At 46.8% G+C, this 16,279-nt stretch carries 16 protein-coding genes and 1 tRNA gene; 4 read left to right on the top strand and 13 right to left on the bottom strand.

Annotated features, from left to right (window positions below; genetic code table 11):
• Positions 1-75: 75 nt before the first annotated feature.
• Positions 76-1,500: a M17 family metallopeptidase gene (locus GJU87_RS19325; protein WP_153640979.1), complete on the bottom strand. Its 1,425-nt coding sequence runs from the start codon at positions 1,498-1,500 to the stop codon at positions 76-78.
• A gap of 130 nt (positions 1,501-1,630) precedes the next feature.
• On the opposite strand from GJU87_RS19325, the gene mqnC reads away from it, so the two are divergent.
• Complete coding sequence (gene mqnC / locus GJU87_RS19320; RefSeq protein ID WP_153640978.1) at positions 1,631-2,749, top strand: cyclic dehypoxanthinyl futalosine synthase; 1,119 nt, start codon at positions 1,631-1,633, stop codon at positions 2,747-2,749.
• Positions 2,750-2,846: 97 nt separating this feature from the next.
• Here mqnC and GJU87_RS19315 read toward each other — a convergent pair whose 3' ends face one another.
• The 5 genes from GJU87_RS19315 to GJU87_RS19295 form a co-directional block, all read right to left on the bottom strand.
• Entirely contained in the window at positions 2,847-3,929 is a 1,083-nt protein-coding gene (locus GJU87_RS19315; RefSeq protein ID WP_153640977.1) for a DUF4837 family protein, read from the bottom strand.
• A gap of 272 nt (positions 3,930-4,201) precedes the next feature.
• Positions 4,202-4,420, bottom strand: a complete 219-nt coding sequence (tatA, locus tag GJU87_RS19310; protein ID WP_194831589.1) for a twin-arginine translocase TatA/TatE family subunit — start codon at positions 4,418-4,420, stop codon at positions 4,202-4,204.
• Positions 4,421-4,498: 78 nt separating this feature from the next.
• Positions 4,499-5,830 carry an RIP metalloprotease RseP gene (gene rseP, locus GJU87_RS19305; protein WP_153640975.1) on the bottom strand — a complete coding sequence of 444 codons (1,332 nt, stop codon included), beginning with the start codon at positions 5,828-5,830 and terminating at the stop codon, positions 4,499-4,501.
• Positions 5,831-5,851: 21 nt separating this feature from the next.
• Positions 5,852-7,009, bottom strand: a complete 1,158-nt coding sequence (locus tag GJU87_RS19300; protein WP_153640974.1) for a 1-deoxy-D-xylulose-5-phosphate reductoisomerase — start codon at positions 7,007-7,009, stop codon at positions 5,852-5,854.
• A gap of 10 nt (positions 7,010-7,019) precedes the next feature.
• Complete coding sequence (locus GJU87_RS19295; protein ID WP_153640973.1) at positions 7,020-7,886, bottom strand: M23 family metallopeptidase; 867 nt, start codon at positions 7,884-7,886, stop codon at positions 7,020-7,022.
• A 198-nt stretch (positions 7,887-8,084) separates the two neighbouring features.
• Between GJU87_RS19295 and GJU87_RS19290 the strand changes: the two genes are divergently transcribed.
• Positions 8,085-8,157: transfer RNA gene (locus GJU87_RS19290), tRNA-Met, on the top strand.
• Between the two features lie 107 nt (positions 8,158-8,264).
• Positions 8,265-8,498: a GDCCVxC domain-containing (seleno)protein gene (locus tag GJU87_RS21700; protein ID WP_153640972.1), complete on the top strand. Its 234-nt coding sequence runs from the start codon at positions 8,265-8,267 to the stop codon at positions 8,496-8,498.
• Between the two features lie 80 nt (positions 8,499-8,578).
• Here the strand turns inward: GJU87_RS21700 and GJU87_RS19280 are convergent, their stop codons facing one another.
• Positions 8,579-9,439, bottom strand: a complete 861-nt coding sequence (locus GJU87_RS19280) for a hypothetical protein (protein ID WP_153640971.1) — start codon at positions 9,437-9,439, stop codon at positions 8,579-8,581.
• A gap of 206 nt (positions 9,440-9,645) precedes the next feature.
• Here GJU87_RS19280 and GJU87_RS19275 point away from each other — a divergent pair, with 206 nt between their 5' ends.
• Positions 9,646-11,439, top strand: a complete 1,794-nt coding sequence (locus tag GJU87_RS19275) for a bifunctional UDP-sugar hydrolase/5'-nucleotidase (protein ID WP_153640970.1) — start codon at positions 9,646-9,648, stop codon at positions 11,437-11,439.
• A gap of 324 nt (positions 11,440-11,763) precedes the next feature.
• Here GJU87_RS19275 and tnpA read toward each other — a convergent pair whose 3' ends face one another.
• The 6 genes from tnpA to dcd form a co-directional block, all read right to left on the bottom strand.
• Positions 11,764-12,210: an IS200/IS605 family transposase gene (gene tnpA / locus GJU87_RS19270; RefSeq protein WP_153640969.1), complete on the bottom strand. Its 447-nt coding sequence runs from the start codon at positions 12,208-12,210 to the stop codon at positions 11,764-11,766.
• Between the two features lie 661 nt (positions 12,211-12,871).
• Positions 12,872-13,717 (bottom strand): metal ABC transporter permease, encoded by an 846-nt coding sequence (locus tag GJU87_RS19265; protein ID WP_106541182.1) that lies wholly within the window; start codon positions 13,715-13,717, stop codon positions 12,872-12,874.
• Positions 13,717-14,472 (bottom strand): metal ABC transporter ATP-binding protein, encoded by a 756-nt coding sequence (locus GJU87_RS19260; RefSeq protein WP_153640968.1) that lies wholly within the window; start codon positions 14,470-14,472, stop codon positions 13,717-13,719. Before GJU87_RS19260 ends, GJU87_RS19265 begins: the two co-directional genes overlap by 1 nt.
• Positions 14,473-14,583: 111 nt before the next feature.
• A complete protein-coding gene (locus GJU87_RS19255; protein WP_153640967.1) occupies positions 14,584-15,474 on the bottom strand; it encodes a metal ABC transporter solute-binding protein, Zn/Mn family in 891 nt (296 codons plus the stop codon).
• A 9-nt stretch (positions 15,475-15,483) separates the two neighbouring features.
• The gene (gene yidD / locus GJU87_RS19250; protein ID WP_153640966.1) at positions 15,484-15,753 is read right to left on the bottom strand and encodes a membrane protein insertion efficiency factor YidD; all 270 of its coding nucleotides are present in this window, start codon (positions 15,751-15,753) and stop codon (positions 15,484-15,486) included.
• Positions 15,753-16,271, bottom strand: a complete 519-nt coding sequence (dcd, locus tag GJU87_RS19245; RefSeq protein ID WP_153640965.1) for a dCTP deaminase — start codon at positions 16,269-16,271, stop codon at positions 15,753-15,755. Before dcd ends, yidD begins: the two co-directional genes overlap by 1 nt.
• Positions 16,272-16,279: the final 8 nt, after the last annotated feature.

Below are 16,279 nucleotides of genomic sequence, written 5' to 3'. Positions count from 1 at the left end.
AAGGATGGTCAAATTTAAACTTTTCTTCGGTATATCCCTGACCGCCCCGCGTTTTTATAGAGGTTTCAGAGCATATCATCCAACCAGGCTTTTCAGGAAACGGTACAACAGGCGCACACCGGTACCCGTCGCTCCTTTACCACGATAGCTATCAGGTTGGTTCAGAAATGCGGCTCCAGCAATATCCAGGTGGATCCAAGGATAGTCCACAAAGTTTTCGAGAAATTTCCCGGCGGTGATCATTCCTGCTTCGCGCGGCCCCAGGTTTTTCAGGTCGGCAATATCCGATTTCAACAATTCGCCATATTCTTCCCAAAAAGGAAATTCAACCACCCGTTCGTACACTTCATGCCCGGCTTTTTGAAGTTGCTGCATCACTTCCGGTTTCGCTGTTCCCATTCCGGCAATTCCGTAATGTCCCAGCGCAACGGCTGCTGACCCGGTTAATGTAGCCGCATCAATGACCAGCTGCGGTTCAAATTTCTTCGCATAGCTCAATGCATCCGCCAGCAACAAACGCCCTTCTGCATCGGTATTGAGCACTTCCACCGTTTTGCCGCTATGCATCGTAATCACATCGCCCGGAACATAAGCGTTTCCGTCAGGGCGGTTATCGGTAGCCGGAATCAGTGCAATAACATGCAATGGCAAACGGTTCAGCGCAGCCGCATAAATGGCACCACCAACAGCAGCACCTCCAGCCATATCCGATTTCATGTAATCCATCGAATTGGGCGTCGGCTTGAGGCTCATACCTCCCGTATCATACACCACACCTTTACCCACCAGGACAATCGGTTTTTCATTCACCGGTTTTTCCGGTTTCCACTCCATGATGGTGAAGGTCGGAGGATCGATACTTCCTTTGTTGACCGCCAGCAGGCCGCCCATTTTCAGCGATTCAATTTTTTGCTTATGGAAAACATCCACCGTCATTCCGGCTTCTTTTCCCATTTTGGTGAAAGCTTCTGCCAAACGTTCAGCATTCATGTGCGACAGCGGTTCGTTCACTAAATCGCGTGTTTGGCAAACACTCTTCACCAAGTTGGTCAATTCTGTTACGTCAGCATCACTCAGTTGCTCAGAAACCAAAGACAAATTCTTTAGCGGACTCTCTTTCCCTTTTTTGTCGGTAAAATGGTTCAAAAACCGGTAGCTGCTCAATGCCACTCCTTCGGCGACAGCCAAAACAGCCTGGGCATCATTTCCTGATATGCCCAGTTCTTCCAGTTTTTCTTCCGTCGCCCGCACTGCAATTTCATTTCCTTTTTTCCGGCATTCCTCTAAAAATGCCTCTTCATCTTTGCACTGTTTGGGAACAACCAGAAAAATCCATCCGTCCATCCGGTTGATGAAGATTAATTCTGCTTTATCTTCCAACCGCTTTTCGGCATATTTTTTTTCTTTCTCGCCGAGCGGAACAGAGGCCAACTCCGAGCTATCTTTTAATATGTATATCAGATTATTACCATTGTGCTCACTTTGTCTTTTCAGTTCCATATCGAAAATTTTAATTTACTGATGCAACATTATCCCCTGAAAAAGGTTGAATCTTTTTAAAAAGGATAGCCGTAAACATCAGCGACTATCGTATTTGAAAATTAGTACCTTTACGCCAAATTTTTACTACATGAATTTCGAATCAATATACCAAAAAGCCTTAAATTTTGAGGCATTGACCGTTGATGAAGGATTGCTGCTGTATGAGCATGCTCCCACTCCGGAGTTGATGCATGTAGCAAATGAGTTGCGGAAAAAGAAGGTGCCCGGCAACGTGGTAACCTGGATAATCGACCGCAACGTAAATACCACCAACATATGTGTGGCCCACTGTAATTTCTGTAATTTCCGACGCGATATCGGCGATAAGGATGTCTATACAACCACCATCGAAGAGTACTCTGAAAAAATTGAGGAGATGCTCAAGCAGGGTGGTAACCAGCTGCTTCTCCAGGGCGGCATGCACCCGCGATATGGTATCAAGTTTTACACCGACCTGTTCAGTGAGTTAAAGCGCCGTTATCCGGAAGTGAAACTGCACTCGCTGGGACCGCCTGAGGTGGCACACATCGCCAAGCGCTCTCGTTTGAGCTTCCGCGATACGCTTATCCAACTGCGGGATTCGGGGCTGGATAGTCTGCCCGGAGCCGGTGCAGAAATTCTGTCGGATCGGGTTCGCCGGATTTTATCACCCGGAAAGTGCAACACGCAGGAGTGGCTTGACGTAATGCGCGAAGCCCACAAACTGAAAATGGTGACTTCGGCTACCATGATGTTCGGAACGATTGAAACCAACCGCGAGCGCATCGAACACCTGGCTTTGCTTCGCGATGTGCAGGACGAACGCCCGGAAGGCAGCGATGGTTTCACGGCTTTCATCCCGTGGCCGGTGATGCTCGAAGATACCGAGCTCTATCAAAACATTGAAGTTACTCCGATTGAGCCAATGGAATATGTGCGGATGATTGCCGTTGCGCGTATTATGCTGAACAATGTGACCAACATCCAGGCATCGTGGTTAACAGTAGGAAGAGATACCGCGCAGCTTTGTCTGAATGCCGGAGCTAACGACATGGGTTCCATCATGATTGAGGAAAATGTCGTTTCTGCCGCAGGCGCATCGTACCAGATGAATGCCAAAGGTATTCAGCAATCCATTATCGATGCTGGTTTCCGTCCACAACTGCGTAACCAGGGTTACGAGCATGTGGAGTTGCCGGAAATGGTTCCGGAATTGCAGCCGGCATAGTTAAAAAGAAACTTTACTCTCGAGAGTTACCACATAAAAAAGAGGCGGAATAATTAGTTCCGCCTCTTCTTTTTTATGCCCAATTGCTTTCGAAAATTTATTTCGTTTCTACCGAATCTACCGGTGGCGCACTCGTGTCGTTGCCCATCTCAGCCATCCGGTTAATCTTGTCGTTCTTTTTCTGGTCGGGGAAGCGCACCGAATAAATCATGGCTTCCACCTGCCTCATCAATTCCCGCTTATCTTTCTTCGGAGCATAAACAAATCCTTCCAGTGTCAGTACACGACCACGAATCGGGTCGAGTGTGCTGATGCTAACAAAAGGACCTCCCATGAAATCGCCGTGCACCTTCCAGAGCCCGCGCAGCATAGCAGTGTAATTACCGTTCAGCTTAAAGGCACGGAAAAGAGTGGGAATCTGTCGCTCTGTCATCATGTAAGTGCCTTTATCGGGTCCGGGAACGTTTTTCTTCAGGACCGAATCGCGCTTATTCAGCAGATAATTCCTGGTAAAGGTACTATCGGAAGTATACGGGTACCAGTAAGCGATTACATCCTGGCTGATGTTCGGAGTTTCGTAACGAATCCACACAAAATTGGTCGTATCCACTGAAACCACAAATCCCTTCGGCACGTTGAGCGTAAAGTGGTGCTCTTTTGCCATCCGCTCGGCAACCGCATCGTTTTTAAATTTCCGGTCGGCATACATTTTCATCAGCCGGTTCCGCTCTTCTTTCACGAAGATGCTCACGATATCGTTTCCCTTTTTGGCAAAGAAATCGGTAAAACTCTTTTCATTGGGCGCCTGTACCGAAACAATTATCTGCGGTTTCGCCCACACATTGCGCTGTATCGTAATCTTAGGTTCTTTCACCGAAGGGTTAATCTTTGTCAGCAGAAGATTTCTGCCGGTTTTAAAAATCTCGCCAAATGCCTGCGGCGGGATATGCACCACGTTCAACATCGGCTCCTCCTGGGGCAAATCGGCAACAGGCTGCGCCAGGAAATGAAAGATGGTATCGCCTGCCTCGCCCTCCCAGGTAGCCTTAGGAATCACGACAACAATTTCGCCTGGCTTTCCGGTAGAATTTTTCATTGTTGGATTACTGTCTCCCCCGCAGGAGGAAAGCATCGCTCCCAATACAAAGGTGACAGTCAGTTGAAATAGTATCTTCTTCATGATACGCTATATTTTAGATTTATTGACTCGATAAGAAAATAAACAGAAACAACCTTGCGACAAAACCGTAATCCGGTTCCCATTCCGGGACGAATCACAAATGGTCAGGTCAAGGCTGCATGGTTATCAAACGTTGTCTTACAAAATGATACAATGGTTAATTCGAAATTAACAAAATCATTTTAGGAAAAAAAGTTAAAGAATATCAACGAACAAACCCCGGCTCATCTGAACCAGGGTTCTGTGTTGTATCAGTCTGAATATTTTTCAGTCTACTCTTTGAGTGTCTCTTTCGAACTCTCCTCTTTCTTCGAAGATTTCTCCTCGGAACCGCCCTCATCGTTGGTGGCGTTTTTAAACTCTTTCATACCCTTCCCAAGGCCGCGCATCAGTTCCGGTATCTTCTTGCCTCCAAACAGAAGCAGAACAATGACCAGTATGATAATGATTTCCTGCGGGCCAATGAACCCTGCTATCACGAATAAGTTCATAATGTCATGTTTTAAAGGTTTGGTTACAAATTTAGAATTTTTTTCATACGATGTTCTTCATCCACTGGAAATGACACACTAACCCTTGAATAATTTGATAATGTCGTTTCCGTTGGCGAAAATCAGCAGTGCAAACAGAATCACCATTCCGGCAATCTGCGCGTACTCCAGGAATTTATCGCTGGGCTTACGGCCCGAAACAATTTCGTAGAGCAGGAACAATACATGGCCACCATCGAGTGCCGGGATGGGCAGAATATTCATTACGGCCAAAATAATCGACAGGAAGGCGGTCAGGTTCCAGAACGAACGCCAGTCCCAAATGCCCGGGAAAATGTTACCGATAGCGATAAAACCACCCAATGATTCGTATGCTTTCGTTTCGGGCTGAAACAACAGCTTGAATTGCTTCAGGTAATTATCCACGGTATTAAAACCTTTCGTCACACCGGCCGGAATGGATTGCCAAAAGCCATAGGTGAGTGTTTTAAAAGTAAACAAGCTGTCGAGGTTCATCATGGTACGTTCGACCCCAAGCAGCCCATTCTCACCAATCGTCACCGGTAACGTCTTTGTCGCACCGTCCCGGTCAATGGTCACATCCACCGTTTTGCCTTTCGCATCTTTCAGTGCCTCAACAAACTGGTCGTTGTAGGTAAAATGCTGTCCGTTGATGGCTACTACTTTGTCGCCAATATCCATTCCGGCATCCCGCGCGGGCGATTTCTTCATGAATCCATGCACCTGAAGGGAATAAGGAATCCGGACGCCCATTACGTTTTTATTATTCAGCAGCTTGGCAATATCTTCCTGCGTAATCGGAACTCTCACATCCTTGCCATCGCGCTCCACCTCTACATAGCTCGCCTTTTCAAGCACAATGGTCGGAACGATTTTCGTGAAATCAGCAACCTTCTTGCCGTCAACATTTAATATTTTATCGCCGTTCTGGAAACCAATTTCTTTACCGGTATCACTAGTGACGATTCCGTACTTCACATTGGCTGTCGGCAAATATTGTTCGCCCCAGGTGTACAACACCATGGCATACAGGAAGAGCGCAAAAAGAAGGTTGAACAGCACACCGCCAATCATGATTAACAGACGCTGCCAGGCCGGTTTCGAACGGAACTCCCATGGCTGCGGAGGTTGTTTCATCTGCTCTTTGTCCATCGACTCGTCGATCATCCCCGAGATCTTCACATAACCACCCAGTGGCAGCCAGCCGACGCCGTACTCGGTTTCGCCTTTTTTAAATTTAAAGAGCGAAAACCACGGATCGAAGAAAAGGTAGAATTTTTCAACCCGGCACTTAAAGAGCTTGGCGAAAATAAAGTGTCCAAACTCGTGAAGGACAACCAGAATCGAAAGACTCAGGATAAGCTGAGCCGCCTTAACCAAAACAACCATAGTATCTTTATCGAATCGTTTTTAACTATTTTCATTTACCAATGAGACAGCCCTTTCGCGAGCTTCCCGATCGGTTTCAACATAATCTTCGTACGAAGGTTCATTCACCAACGAAGTTTTCATCATAACTGCCTCATTGATACACGCCATCTCGGTAAAAGCGATTTTTCTGTCGAGGAATGCTTTTACAGCTATTTCGTTGGATGCGTTGAGTGAACAGGCGATATTTCCGCCCTGATGCAAAGCCTCATACGAAAGTGCAAGATTACGAAAATTTTCGGTATCGGGTGTATCGAATGTGAGTGTCGGGTAATCAGAGAACCGGAAGCGAGGGAAATCGCTGGCTAACCTTTCGGGATAAGCCAATGCGTACTGAATCGGGACCCGCATATCGGGCATGCCCAGCTGCGCTTTCAAGGCTCCGTCCTCAAACTGAACGAGCGAGTGAATGATACTCTGCGGATGCACCACCACGTCAATCTGTTCCGGCTTTAAGCCGAACAACCATTTGGCCTCAATCACTTCAAAACCTTTGTTCATCAGCGAGGCCGAATCGATGGTAATTTTCGCGCCCATGTCCCAGCTCGGATGCTTCAGCGCATCTTCCGGCGTAACCGCTCTCAACTCTTTCGCTGTTCTTCCGTGAAAAGGACCGCCCGAGCAGGTCAGAATCACTTTCTCGATGGGATTCATGAACTCGCCGGCCAGGCATTGGAAAATGGCCGAGTGTTCCGAATCCACCGGAAGGATATCCACCTTCTTTTCGTTGGCCAGTCGCACAATCAGCTCGCCGGCAACAACCATCGTTTCCTTGTTGGCCAGTGCTATGGTTTTTCCGGCATTGATGGCATTGATGGTCGGCAACAAGCCGGAATAGCCCACCATGGCCGTCAACACTAAATCGACGGAGCCCATCGAAACCACCTGTGCCACCGCATCGGCGCCGGCATATACTTTAATCGGTTCCGAAGCCAGCGCATCGCGGACCTCGTCGTATTTTTCTTCGTTGGCAATAACCACAACATTGGGCCTGAACTGACGCGCCTGCGCAATCAACAACTTCGTGTTGTTGTTGGCCGTCAATACCTCCACAGTGAACCGGTCGGGATTTTTTTCAATCACCTCCAGCGCCTGTGTTCCGATAGAACCGGTTGAACCCAGTATGGCAATGTTTTTCATGATGTTCCGCCTAAAAATTGATGTAATCTTCGGGGTTCAAAGGTACACCAGATTGCCACATTTCAAAATGAAGATGCGGCCCGGTTGTTTCCATCCCGGTATTCCCCATAATGGCAATGGCTTCGCCGGCTTTCACCTTGTCGCCGGCCTTTTTCAGCAGCTCGGAATTGTGCTTGTAGAACGTCACCAGGTTATGCTCGTGCTGAATCTCAATCACATATCCGGTCTGCATCGTCCATCCGGTAAATACCACTGTACCGTCGAGCACCGACGAGATACGAGTATTCTTTTTCGCCACCACATCGACGCCAAAGTGGCCGGAAGCCGCATCGAAGTGGTTGGTGATGACACCGTTGATTGGCGGGAAGAACAACAGCTCCGAAATGCCGCGTTTGCGATCGGGAGTCTGGTTATTCAGAGAGAGATTAAATTGTTCGCGCGACAGTTGATCCTGGAACAGGCTGTCGTGGTCGTATTTTTTGAAATGTATCTGGTCGAGGCGAACGATGGTATCGGGCGAAGTGGTTTCGTCCGGGGGCGTTTCGCCGGCCAGCAACATGCGGATATCGCGGAAATACCGATCGCGCACAGCCAGCTCGCTTTCCAGCGAATCGACCATCAACGCATTTTGCACAATGGTTTGACGCATTTCTCCGGTAGGATAACCGGGTATATATTCCCTGAGCGGCGTAAAAGCGATAAGCAAGATAACAGCCACAATCAGTAAAATCACCACCGAAGCGATGAGCATAAACAACGATTGAGGCGTAAACCGGAACTGCCCAACAGTATGCAGATTCTGGTCGTTAAAAATCACCATCCGCAGGGGATTCTTCATTTTATAGCGAAGGCGCTTCTTCTGGTTTTCCGTAATCATTCCATCCTGTTTTCTCTGGTTGCCAAAGTTAATAAGAAAAAGGAGAAATTTTTTTATTTGCGGCTACCGCTTCATCATCAAGTAACAACACCCAAATGTGCTCCTGATCGCAATGAATTTTCACGAATTTATTTGGAAGGACACAAAAACTGATCTATATTTGCAACCGCGTTTGAGAAACATACTCAACGCCTACATTGCGGGGTAGAGCAGTTGGTAGCTCGTCGGGCTCATAACCCGGAGGTCGCAGGTTCGAGTCCTGTCCCCGCTACTACAAAGCCGGTTTCTTAACCGGCTTTTTTATTTTACCCTCCAAACACTTTTTGATTATGCTATATTTGACAGATATTACGCATGATTAAAAACAATAGACCAACAATGGATTTTTCCGATTTTCAAGAGCTGAAACCCATCATACTCAAATCCGTCATCACCTGCCCCGAATGCGGTTTTCAGAAGGAAGAAACGATGCCTGAAAATGCGTGCAGTTTCTTTTACGAATGTACCAACTGCCACACTGTTTTAAAGCCAAAAGAAGGTGATTGTTGCGTATATTGTTCGTATGGTACCGTTCCTTGTCCCCCAATTCAGCAAGGAAAGAACTGTTGCTGATACAATCTTAGAATATTGCTTATTCCAGATACGAAAAGAGAAACCCGAAGTCTTTGGCTTCGGGTTTTTTGTTTTTAATCTTAAAAATCTAATAAGATGTCATCATCATCAGCAGACAAATATAAATTAGGGAAAATATGACTTTTAAGGTTTCTCGACGTATTGGGGATATATAATCCTCTATCTTCAAAATTAGGATAACTTCTAAATTTATGCTTAAACAGCATAAACACTTCATCCTTAAAATGATTTTTTTTCTTAGGTTTAAACTTGCTTAATAAATAATCTTTTGTAGCTCCAATAATAATATCTGTAAATTGAAGTGCTGATGTATTAAGTGTTTTAGCAAACAACGGACTATCAAAAAATTTCAGCTTTTGAAGAGCCCCACATTTATATTCAAACTTGCCACTTGTTGACTTTCCCCCAAAATATGCTGCTGCATATTCTTCATTAAATGGCTTAGGATCTTCTCCCTCCGGCCAATCTAAAATAACAATAGCAGGTTTATGACTAATGCTTACTTCAAAACCAAACTGATTCAACCCATACCCAAATACATATCTCTTTATTTCTGATTGCAGTTCTCTAACGGATTTATCATTCTCTTTCATTATCTCAACAGCAGCAATAATTATCTTGTAGTTAATATCGTCAGCAGACTCAATTATTTCTTTTCTTATATCATTTGAATGTTTTCTAAGTATCTCCAATTCATTTTCGAGACCCATTTTCTTACAATATTCCTTAACTACAGTGATATTCCATTTTATTGGAATCGAATAACCAAGAGAATACTTATTCTTAACTTCATCAATTTTAAACCTTAACAAACTAAGGTTTATATCATCAATAACAATTCCTCCAAAAAGGTGTATGTCATCATTTTTTAATGTTCTTAGAGAACTAAAAGCCGAATCATCTGCAATCCAATAAAGCATGGTCCAATTTTTTTACATTTCATACCGTCGACACAACATAAAGATGGTAATAATTATCTGAAATAATTTAACTTCTGAATTTGATATAACTATAGGTAAACTAGTGATGTCATAAAAATGACAAAGTTGTTTTATCCTCTCTCTAAACATTTCCCCTTTCCAACCCTTTACTATATTTACATTTCAAACCCATCGAAAATTCAATTATGAACTGGAAACATCTTGCGCGCGGAAGGTTCCTGCTGCTGATTCTTTCGCTCACGCTTCTCCTTTCTTCCTGCCAGAAGAAAACCGTCAACCTCGAATTCATCGAAACCAGTGATGTACACGGCTCCCTTTTCCCGTGGAATTTCATGACCGATACGACCGCCAATCATTCGCTGGCATCGGTTTATTCTTACGTGAAAGCCGAGCGGGCCAAACCCGACCAGGATGTGATATTGCTCGACAACGGCGACATTCTGCAGGGCGAACCCGATGTATATTTTTCCAATTTCCTGCAGCCCGATAGTACCAACATCGTGGCGCGGGTCTACAATTTCATGAAGTACGACGCCGCCACCGTGGGCAACCACGACATCGAAGCGGGACATCACGTGTACGACAAGGTGCGCAGCGAGATGCACATGCCGTGGATGGCGGCCAACGCCGTCCGCACCGACGACGGAAAACCGTATTTCAAGCCCTACACCATCATCGAGAAAGAGGGCGTGAAGATTGCCGTATTGGGCATGATTACCCCGCACATTCCGTACTGGCTTCCGGAAAAAATCTGGAAAGGGATGGAGTTCGAAGACATGATTGAAACCGCCCGGAAGTGGGTAAAAATTATACAGGAAAAAGAGCATCCCGATGTACTGATTGGCCTGTTCCACTCGGGTGTCGATTATACCTACGGCGGAACGACTGCCAAGACCTACAAGAACGAAAATGCTTCGGCGCTGGTAGCCGAACAAGTACCCGGCTTCGACATTGTGTTTGCCGGCCACGACCACCGCGAGTGGAACAAGTGGGTGACCAACACTGCCGGCAAGAAAGTTCTTGTCATGGGACCACAGGCACATGCCCGCGAGTTTCCGGTAGCCAAAATGAAGCTGACCTACGACAGCTTTGACAAAACCTGGAAGAAGGAAATAACTTCCGAGGTGAAGCATTCCAAAAACTACCAGCCCGACCCGGAATACATGGCGCACTTTAAACCGTTTGTGAACGAGGTGAAAAAATGGGTGAACCAGCCGGTGGCCAAACTCACGGCCGAAATCGATACCCGCGATGCTTTCTTTGGTAGCTCCAGCTTTATGGGACTCATCCACAAGGTGCAGCTCGCACAAAGCGGCGCCGACATTTCCCTTTCGGCTCCCACCATTTTTGACACGCAACTGAAAAAAGGCGAGCTGTACGTCCGCGACATGTTCCGCCTGTACAAATACGAGAATCTGCTCTACACGATGAAGCTCTCCGGGAAAGAAATCAAAGGATACCTGGAATATTCATACGCCGGTTGGTTCAATACCATGAAAAGCTCCGATGACCACCTCATTAACTTCCGCAAGGACAAAGAGGGCCACCTGATGGAGAACAAAGGTCGCGGCACTTACTCACTGGCCAAGCCGTATTTCAATTTCGATTCGGCAGGCGGCATCAAGTACACCGTCGATGTGCGCAAACCAGCCGGTCACCGCGTACACATCATCTCCATGTCGGACGGAACGCCCTTCCGGGAAAACCACATCTACAAAGTGGCGGTGAATTCATACCGGGGAAATGGCGGCGGCGGTCACCTCGAAGAGGGAGCCGGCATCCCGCATGACGAGTTGAATGCGCGACGCATTAGCACCACCGAAAAGGATTTGCGCTTCTACATGATGAAGTGGCTGGAAAAACAGGGAACTTATACGCCTGTCAATCCGGAGAACTGGAAAGTGATTCCACAAGCCTGGGAGAAAAAAGCCCGCGCCGTCGACGAACCGATGATGTTCGGCAAGAGTGGCAACGATTGATTGTTGCCCTTCCGGGAAGATATAGAAGAGGCTGTCTTTTGAAGGCAGCCTCTTTCTTATTTAGTTCAACCCGCTTCGGGGTTGGGGTCCAACCTCAGAAACCCAACCCCCAATTGCATTGGGGGAGATGAATATTTATCCGGCCTTCGCCGGAAATAGGGAACAATTGCTCTTCTTCCAGGCTTAGTCGGAAAGGGTAAGTAGATTTTGGTCCCCGCATCTAATAACGGAGATTCCCGCAAGGGAATAATCATTCTTCACCTCCGGCGAAACCGGAGGACCAGCAACCTTACTAACAAGCAACTCCAAAGGAGTTGAATATTTTTAAAGTAGATACTTCTCGTCGAACGTAACCCCGTTCTCATTTAAAAGCTTGATGTATTCCTCTCGAAAATCGGCTTTCTTGTGATGCTCCTGTTGATTCATCACATATTTTATGGTCGCGTCCTTTTCCCTTAATGACATGGTAAAAGCTCCGTAGCCTTCAGCCCATCCATTGAATCGAGGATAGATCTTTTCTCTCTTTATCCAAAGCGAAGTAGAAACCTTTATTTCCCGAACTAAATCAGCTAATGCTACTGAAGGATGAAGATAACAAACCAGATGCACATGATCTGAAACCGCATTAACCCGATATAGCTTACAATTTTTGTTTTTCAAGATGCCCCATATGTATCTCAACAAGTCATCGTTACTAGAGTAGTGAAGTACTTTTTGGTTATTCTTCGTCCGGAATGTAATGTGATAAAGGATTTGATGGTAACTGGCCATGGTCGTATAACTTTCAAAGGTTCTTGGGAGTGAAATTTTCTTCGAATAAATAAGTTACGAAGATTTGAGAAGATTATTCAACCCACTTCGGGGTTGTGGTTCTACTACTGCGTGCCAACCCCCAAATTTAAGGGGGGAGATGAATATTCATCCGGCTTCGCCGGAAAAATAAGTAGATTTTGGTCTCAGCATCCGGTAACTGAGATTCCCGCAAGGGAATAATCATTCTTCACCTCCGGTGAAACCGGAGGACCAGCGACCTTACTAACAAGCAACTCCAAAGGAGTTGAATCGAAATAATGAGATCTTTGAAAATTTGCGTCCCGTAATGTTGTGATATGGAAAAGCTCTCAGAATTTTCTTTTTCTCCGGGCTGCAGCATCAAAAAACTTCAACGGTTTTTGTTCCCCTTGGGCCAGGGCGTGAGAGAACGCGGACGGATTCCGTTCCCCGGGAGCCCGGGCATGAAAAAACGCGCACGTATTTTGTTCCCCGTGGAGCCGGGCATGAAAAAACACGGACGTATTTTGTTCCCCGTGGAGCCGGGCATGAAAAAACGCGGACGTATTTTGTTCCCCGTGGAGCCGGGCATGAAAAAACACGGACGTATTTTGTCCCCCGGGGGGCCGGGCATGAGAAAACGCAGAAAGTTTTGGTCGCCTCAGACCCGCGGCAACCTCATGTTCTTACCGAGTCGTTCCAGTCCAACCGAGCCGAGTTTCAGGATTCCAAACAGGATCACGAGCGCAAAGATGATGGACGCGCCGGAAGGGATATTAAAAGAATAGGAAAAGAGTAGTCCGGCCATGGAACCAATGAAGGCAAAAATCACCGACAAAATCATCATGGTACCGAAGTTCCGGGTGAAGATATTGGAAATGGCCTGTGGAATGGTCAGCAGTGACATCACCAGGATGATTCCCACCACGCGGATATTCATCACAATAGTTAGCGCCACCAAACTAATCAACACCAGGTTGAATAACCGTACCGGCGCATTGTTGGTCAGGGCAAACTCTTCGTCGAACGACACAAACAGGATCATCCGGAAGAAGGTGATGAAAAAGGCAATTACCGCCAAGGTTATCAGCCCCATGAAAAGTAAATTCCCGGCTGAAACCGTCAGGATATTCCCGAAAAGGTAACTCATCAGGTTGGGCGCATAACCCGGTGTGAGGTACACGAAAATAATTCCGATAGCCATACCAAATGCCCACAACATCGCGATAGCCGAGTCCTCGCGCACATCTGCTTTGCGGGTAAAGAATTCGATGCCCAGTGCCGACAACACACCAAAAATCAACGCTCCCAGGATCGGGTTGATGCCCAGGAAATATCCCAGACCGATGCCGCCAAACGAAGCGTGTGTAATACCACCGCTGATGAAAACAATGCGTCGCGAAACGATGTAAGTTCCCACCAGTCCACAGGTGATGCTCGCCATGAGCGCCGCCCAGAAGGCATTTTGAAAAAATCCGAATTGAAAAATTGAGGCCAGGCTATCCATTAGTGATCGTGTTGTAAGAGAACGGTGTGCGGTATTTGTCCGTGCGAGATAATCTGAATCGGACATTCATAAGCCGCCAGTTGTTCGGTTGATATTTTATTCGACGGGTGGTAATGCAGGTTGCGATTCACACAAGCGATGGTTTTTACATAAGCAGTAATCGTACCCACGTCGTGCGAAACCAGCATAATCGCCATATCCTTGTTAAGGATACGCAGCCGCTCGTACAACTCACGCTCAAACTTATTGTCGACATACGTGTTCGGCTCGTCCAGAATCAGCAATTTCGGCTGGTTCACCAACGCACGGCTCAACAACACCCGTTGCAACTGTCCGCCTGACAGTTCGCCGACTGCTTTTTTCCGCAAAGTGTAAATACCCATCTTTTGCAGCAAATCGGTAGTTCGTTCGTTTTCCTCGCGGGAATAACGTCCAATCAGCCGGTTCCGCGACATCAGTCCGCTTCGCACCACATCAAAAACCGTAATGGGAAACTTCTTGTCAATCCGGTTCACCTGCGGCAGATACCCAATATGATGATGGGAACCTTCCCGCATCGACTCATTGAAAACAATTTCGCCTTTGATGGGTGGCAACAACCCCAGCATGGTTTTCAGCAAGGTCGTTTTTCCACCTCCATTGGGGCCAATTACCCCGATAAAATCTTGGGGATTAACGGTCAGGTTCACGTTGCTCAGGACCACTTTCTTTTCGTAGCCCGCGGACATATTGCGTATTTCGAGGAGACTTTCCATGTGTATTCGTTTCCGTTTCAACCGCCGGTTCATTCCCCGATGGAATATTCCGTCAGTAAAAAATGAAATTAGCAATTAAACAATGAAGTAACAACCCTAAGCGGGAGTAGTTCACCAAAGACTGTCAAACAACTTAGCTGCAATAGAGAGTGTTTCCTTTGGCCAGTCCTCGTCCAGTGGGTCGATTTGCATCACATCGGCATGGATTTCGCGGGCAATGGTTTCAGCGTCCGCTTTATCGAATTGCTTCTGAATCAGGATCAGCTTGATGTGCTGCTTCCGGGCCTTTTTCACAATCTCCTCCATGTGTTTGGGCGAAGGTGATTTCCCTTCAAATTCGATGGATTCCTGAATCAGACCATAGTCGCGTGCCAGGTAGCCCAGCGACGGATGGAAAATCAGGAACCGCTTTCCTTTCAATAGAGACAGCTTCATGCTGACCTCGTGGTCAACCCGGGCAATCTCGTCAAACAGCTTCTGCAGGTTTTGGTAGTAATATTCCCGGTTACCCGGATCGATGGCCACCATTCCTTCGAAGATATTGATGGCAATTTGCTTGGCCTGCTTGGGCGATGTCCAGATATGCGGATCGACCCCTTCGTGATGGTCGTGGTCGCCGTGTTGTATCGTATCACCCTTAATCAGCGTAATTCCGGTATCGGTGTAAAACAATTCCATGTTGGGATTGGCCTGCCGGATGCGGTTCAACCACGCATTCTCAAAACCAAGATGACCAACCGCAAAGTAGGCCGCTGCATTCGAAAGTTTTTGTATTTGCCGGGGCGTAGGCTCATAAGTAGCCGGACTCGCTCCCGGCGGAACCATCACCTCAACGGGAAACCGATCGCCAATGATTTGTTTGGCAAAATATTTTAACGGTAGAATACTGACAAAAACCGCAGCAGAATCAGCCTGGCTGCCACCAGACGACTTGTGCGAACGATTTGAACAGGAACCAAACAGAAATGACGCAATGGTCAACAAAATTAAAATCTTCTTCATGCAGAAATGCTACTTCAGTTTAAGGGTTTTCACTTTAATTTTTCTCGGTGGAACCGGGTCATAGCCATGTGTTCCCCAGGGGTGACAATGCAGAATGCGTCGGGTTCCCAGAAACAAACCCTTAATGGGGCCGTGAATTTCCAGCGCCTTCACCGCATACTCCGAACACGTTGGAATATGGCGGCACGAAGCCGGTGTCATTGGCGAAATGAAATACCGGTAGAAATACACCGGAATCTTCAAAATCCAGATAAAAATTTTACGAACCCACTTTCCCATCACTCAAAATCCCTGTAAAGCAAACTCGGTTGTATCCCCTGATTCAATTGATATTTTCCACTTTTATACCGTTCGTATTCCCCGTCGATGGTGTGGTAGTAAATCTGGCAGATTTCCACACCGGCATAAATACGAACCGGCTGAACACAAAATATTTCCAGTGTCCAGTAACCGCTGAATCCCACATCGCCGAAGCCTGCCGTCACATGAATAAACAGTCCCAGTCGCCCGACAGACGAACGTCCTTCGAGCATCGGAACGTAATCCTCGGTCCGGGTGTACTCCAAGGTACGTCCCAGGTACAGTTTATTGGGTTGCAGTGTCAGGCCTTCCGGTGGAATTTCCATCTCACTCACCTTGTTCGGACTCTTCATGTCAAGCACATCCTCATCGTACACCAATAGTTGGTTATGCAAACGAAGATTGTAACTGTTCGGATTCAACTGCTCAGGCCGGAAGGGATCAATAAAGATCTTCCGGTTCAGCTGTTTTTCAATTTCCTTTCCCGACAGGATCATCTTTCGAA

The organism is Prolixibacter sp. NT017, from assembly GCF_009617875.1.
Lineage (GTDB): Bacteria > Bacteroidota > Bacteroidia > Bacteroidales > Prolixibacteraceae > Prolixibacter.
This window is presented reverse-complemented; position numbering and strand designations above follow the sequence as displayed.

Excerpts from the sequence above, each read along its gene's own strand:
- GJU87_RS19325 (WP_153640979.1), bottom strand. The coding sequence starts at position 1,500 with ATGGAACTGAAAAGACAAAGTGAGCACAATGGTAATAATCTGATATAC.
- mqnC (WP_153640978.1), top strand. The coding sequence starts at position 1,631 with ATGAATTTCGAATCAATATACCAAAAAGCCTTAAATTTTGAGGCATTG.
- GJU87_RS19315 (WP_153640977.1), bottom strand. The coding sequence starts at position 3,929 with ATGAAGAAGATACTATTTCAACTGACTGTCACCTTTGTATTGGGAGCG.
- tatA (WP_194831589.1), bottom strand. The coding sequence starts at position 4,420 with ATGAACTTATTCGTGATAGCAGGGTTCATTGGCCCGCAGGAAATCATT.
- rseP (WP_153640975.1), bottom strand. The coding sequence starts at position 5,830 with ATGGTTGTTTTGGTTAAGGCGGCTCAGCTTATCCTGAGTCTTTCGATT.
- GJU87_RS19300 (WP_153640974.1), bottom strand. The coding sequence starts at position 7,009 with ATGAAAAACATTGCCATACTGGGTTCAACCGGTTCTATCGGAACACAG.
- GJU87_RS19295 (WP_153640973.1), bottom strand. The coding sequence starts at position 7,886 with ATGATTACGGAAAACCAGAAGAAGCGCCTTCGCTATAAAATGAAGAAT.
- GJU87_RS21700 (WP_153640972.1), top strand. The coding sequence starts at position 8,265 with ATGGATTTTTCCGATTTTCAAGAGCTGAAACCCATCATACTCAAATCC.
- GJU87_RS19280 (WP_153640971.1), bottom strand. The coding sequence starts at position 9,439 with ATGCTTTATTGGATTGCAGATGATTCGGCTTTTAGTTCTCTAAGAACA.
- GJU87_RS19275 (WP_153640970.1), top strand. The coding sequence starts at position 9,646 with ATGAACTGGAAACATCTTGCGCGCGGAAGGTTCCTGCTGCTGATTCTT.
- tnpA (WP_153640969.1), bottom strand. The coding sequence starts at position 12,210 with ATGGCCAGTTACCATCAAATCCTTTATCACATTACATTCCGGACGAAG.
- GJU87_RS19265 (WP_106541182.1), bottom strand. The coding sequence starts at position 13,717 with ATGGATAGCCTGGCCTCAATTTTTCAATTCGGATTTTTTCAAAATGCC.
- GJU87_RS19260 (WP_153640968.1), bottom strand. The coding sequence starts at position 14,472 with ATGGAAAGTCTCCTCGAAATACGCAATATGTCCGCGGGCTACGAAAAG.
- GJU87_RS19255 (WP_153640967.1), bottom strand. The coding sequence starts at position 15,474 with ATGAAGAAGATTTTAATTTTGTTGACCATTGCGTCATTTCTGTTTGGT.
- yidD (WP_153640966.1), bottom strand. The coding sequence starts at position 15,753 with ATGGGAAAGTGGGTTCGTAAAATTTTTATCTGGATTTTGAAGATTCCG.
- dcd (WP_153640965.1), bottom strand. The coding sequence starts at position 16,271 with ATGATCCTGTCGGGAAAGGAAATTGAAAAACAGCTGAACCGGAAGATC.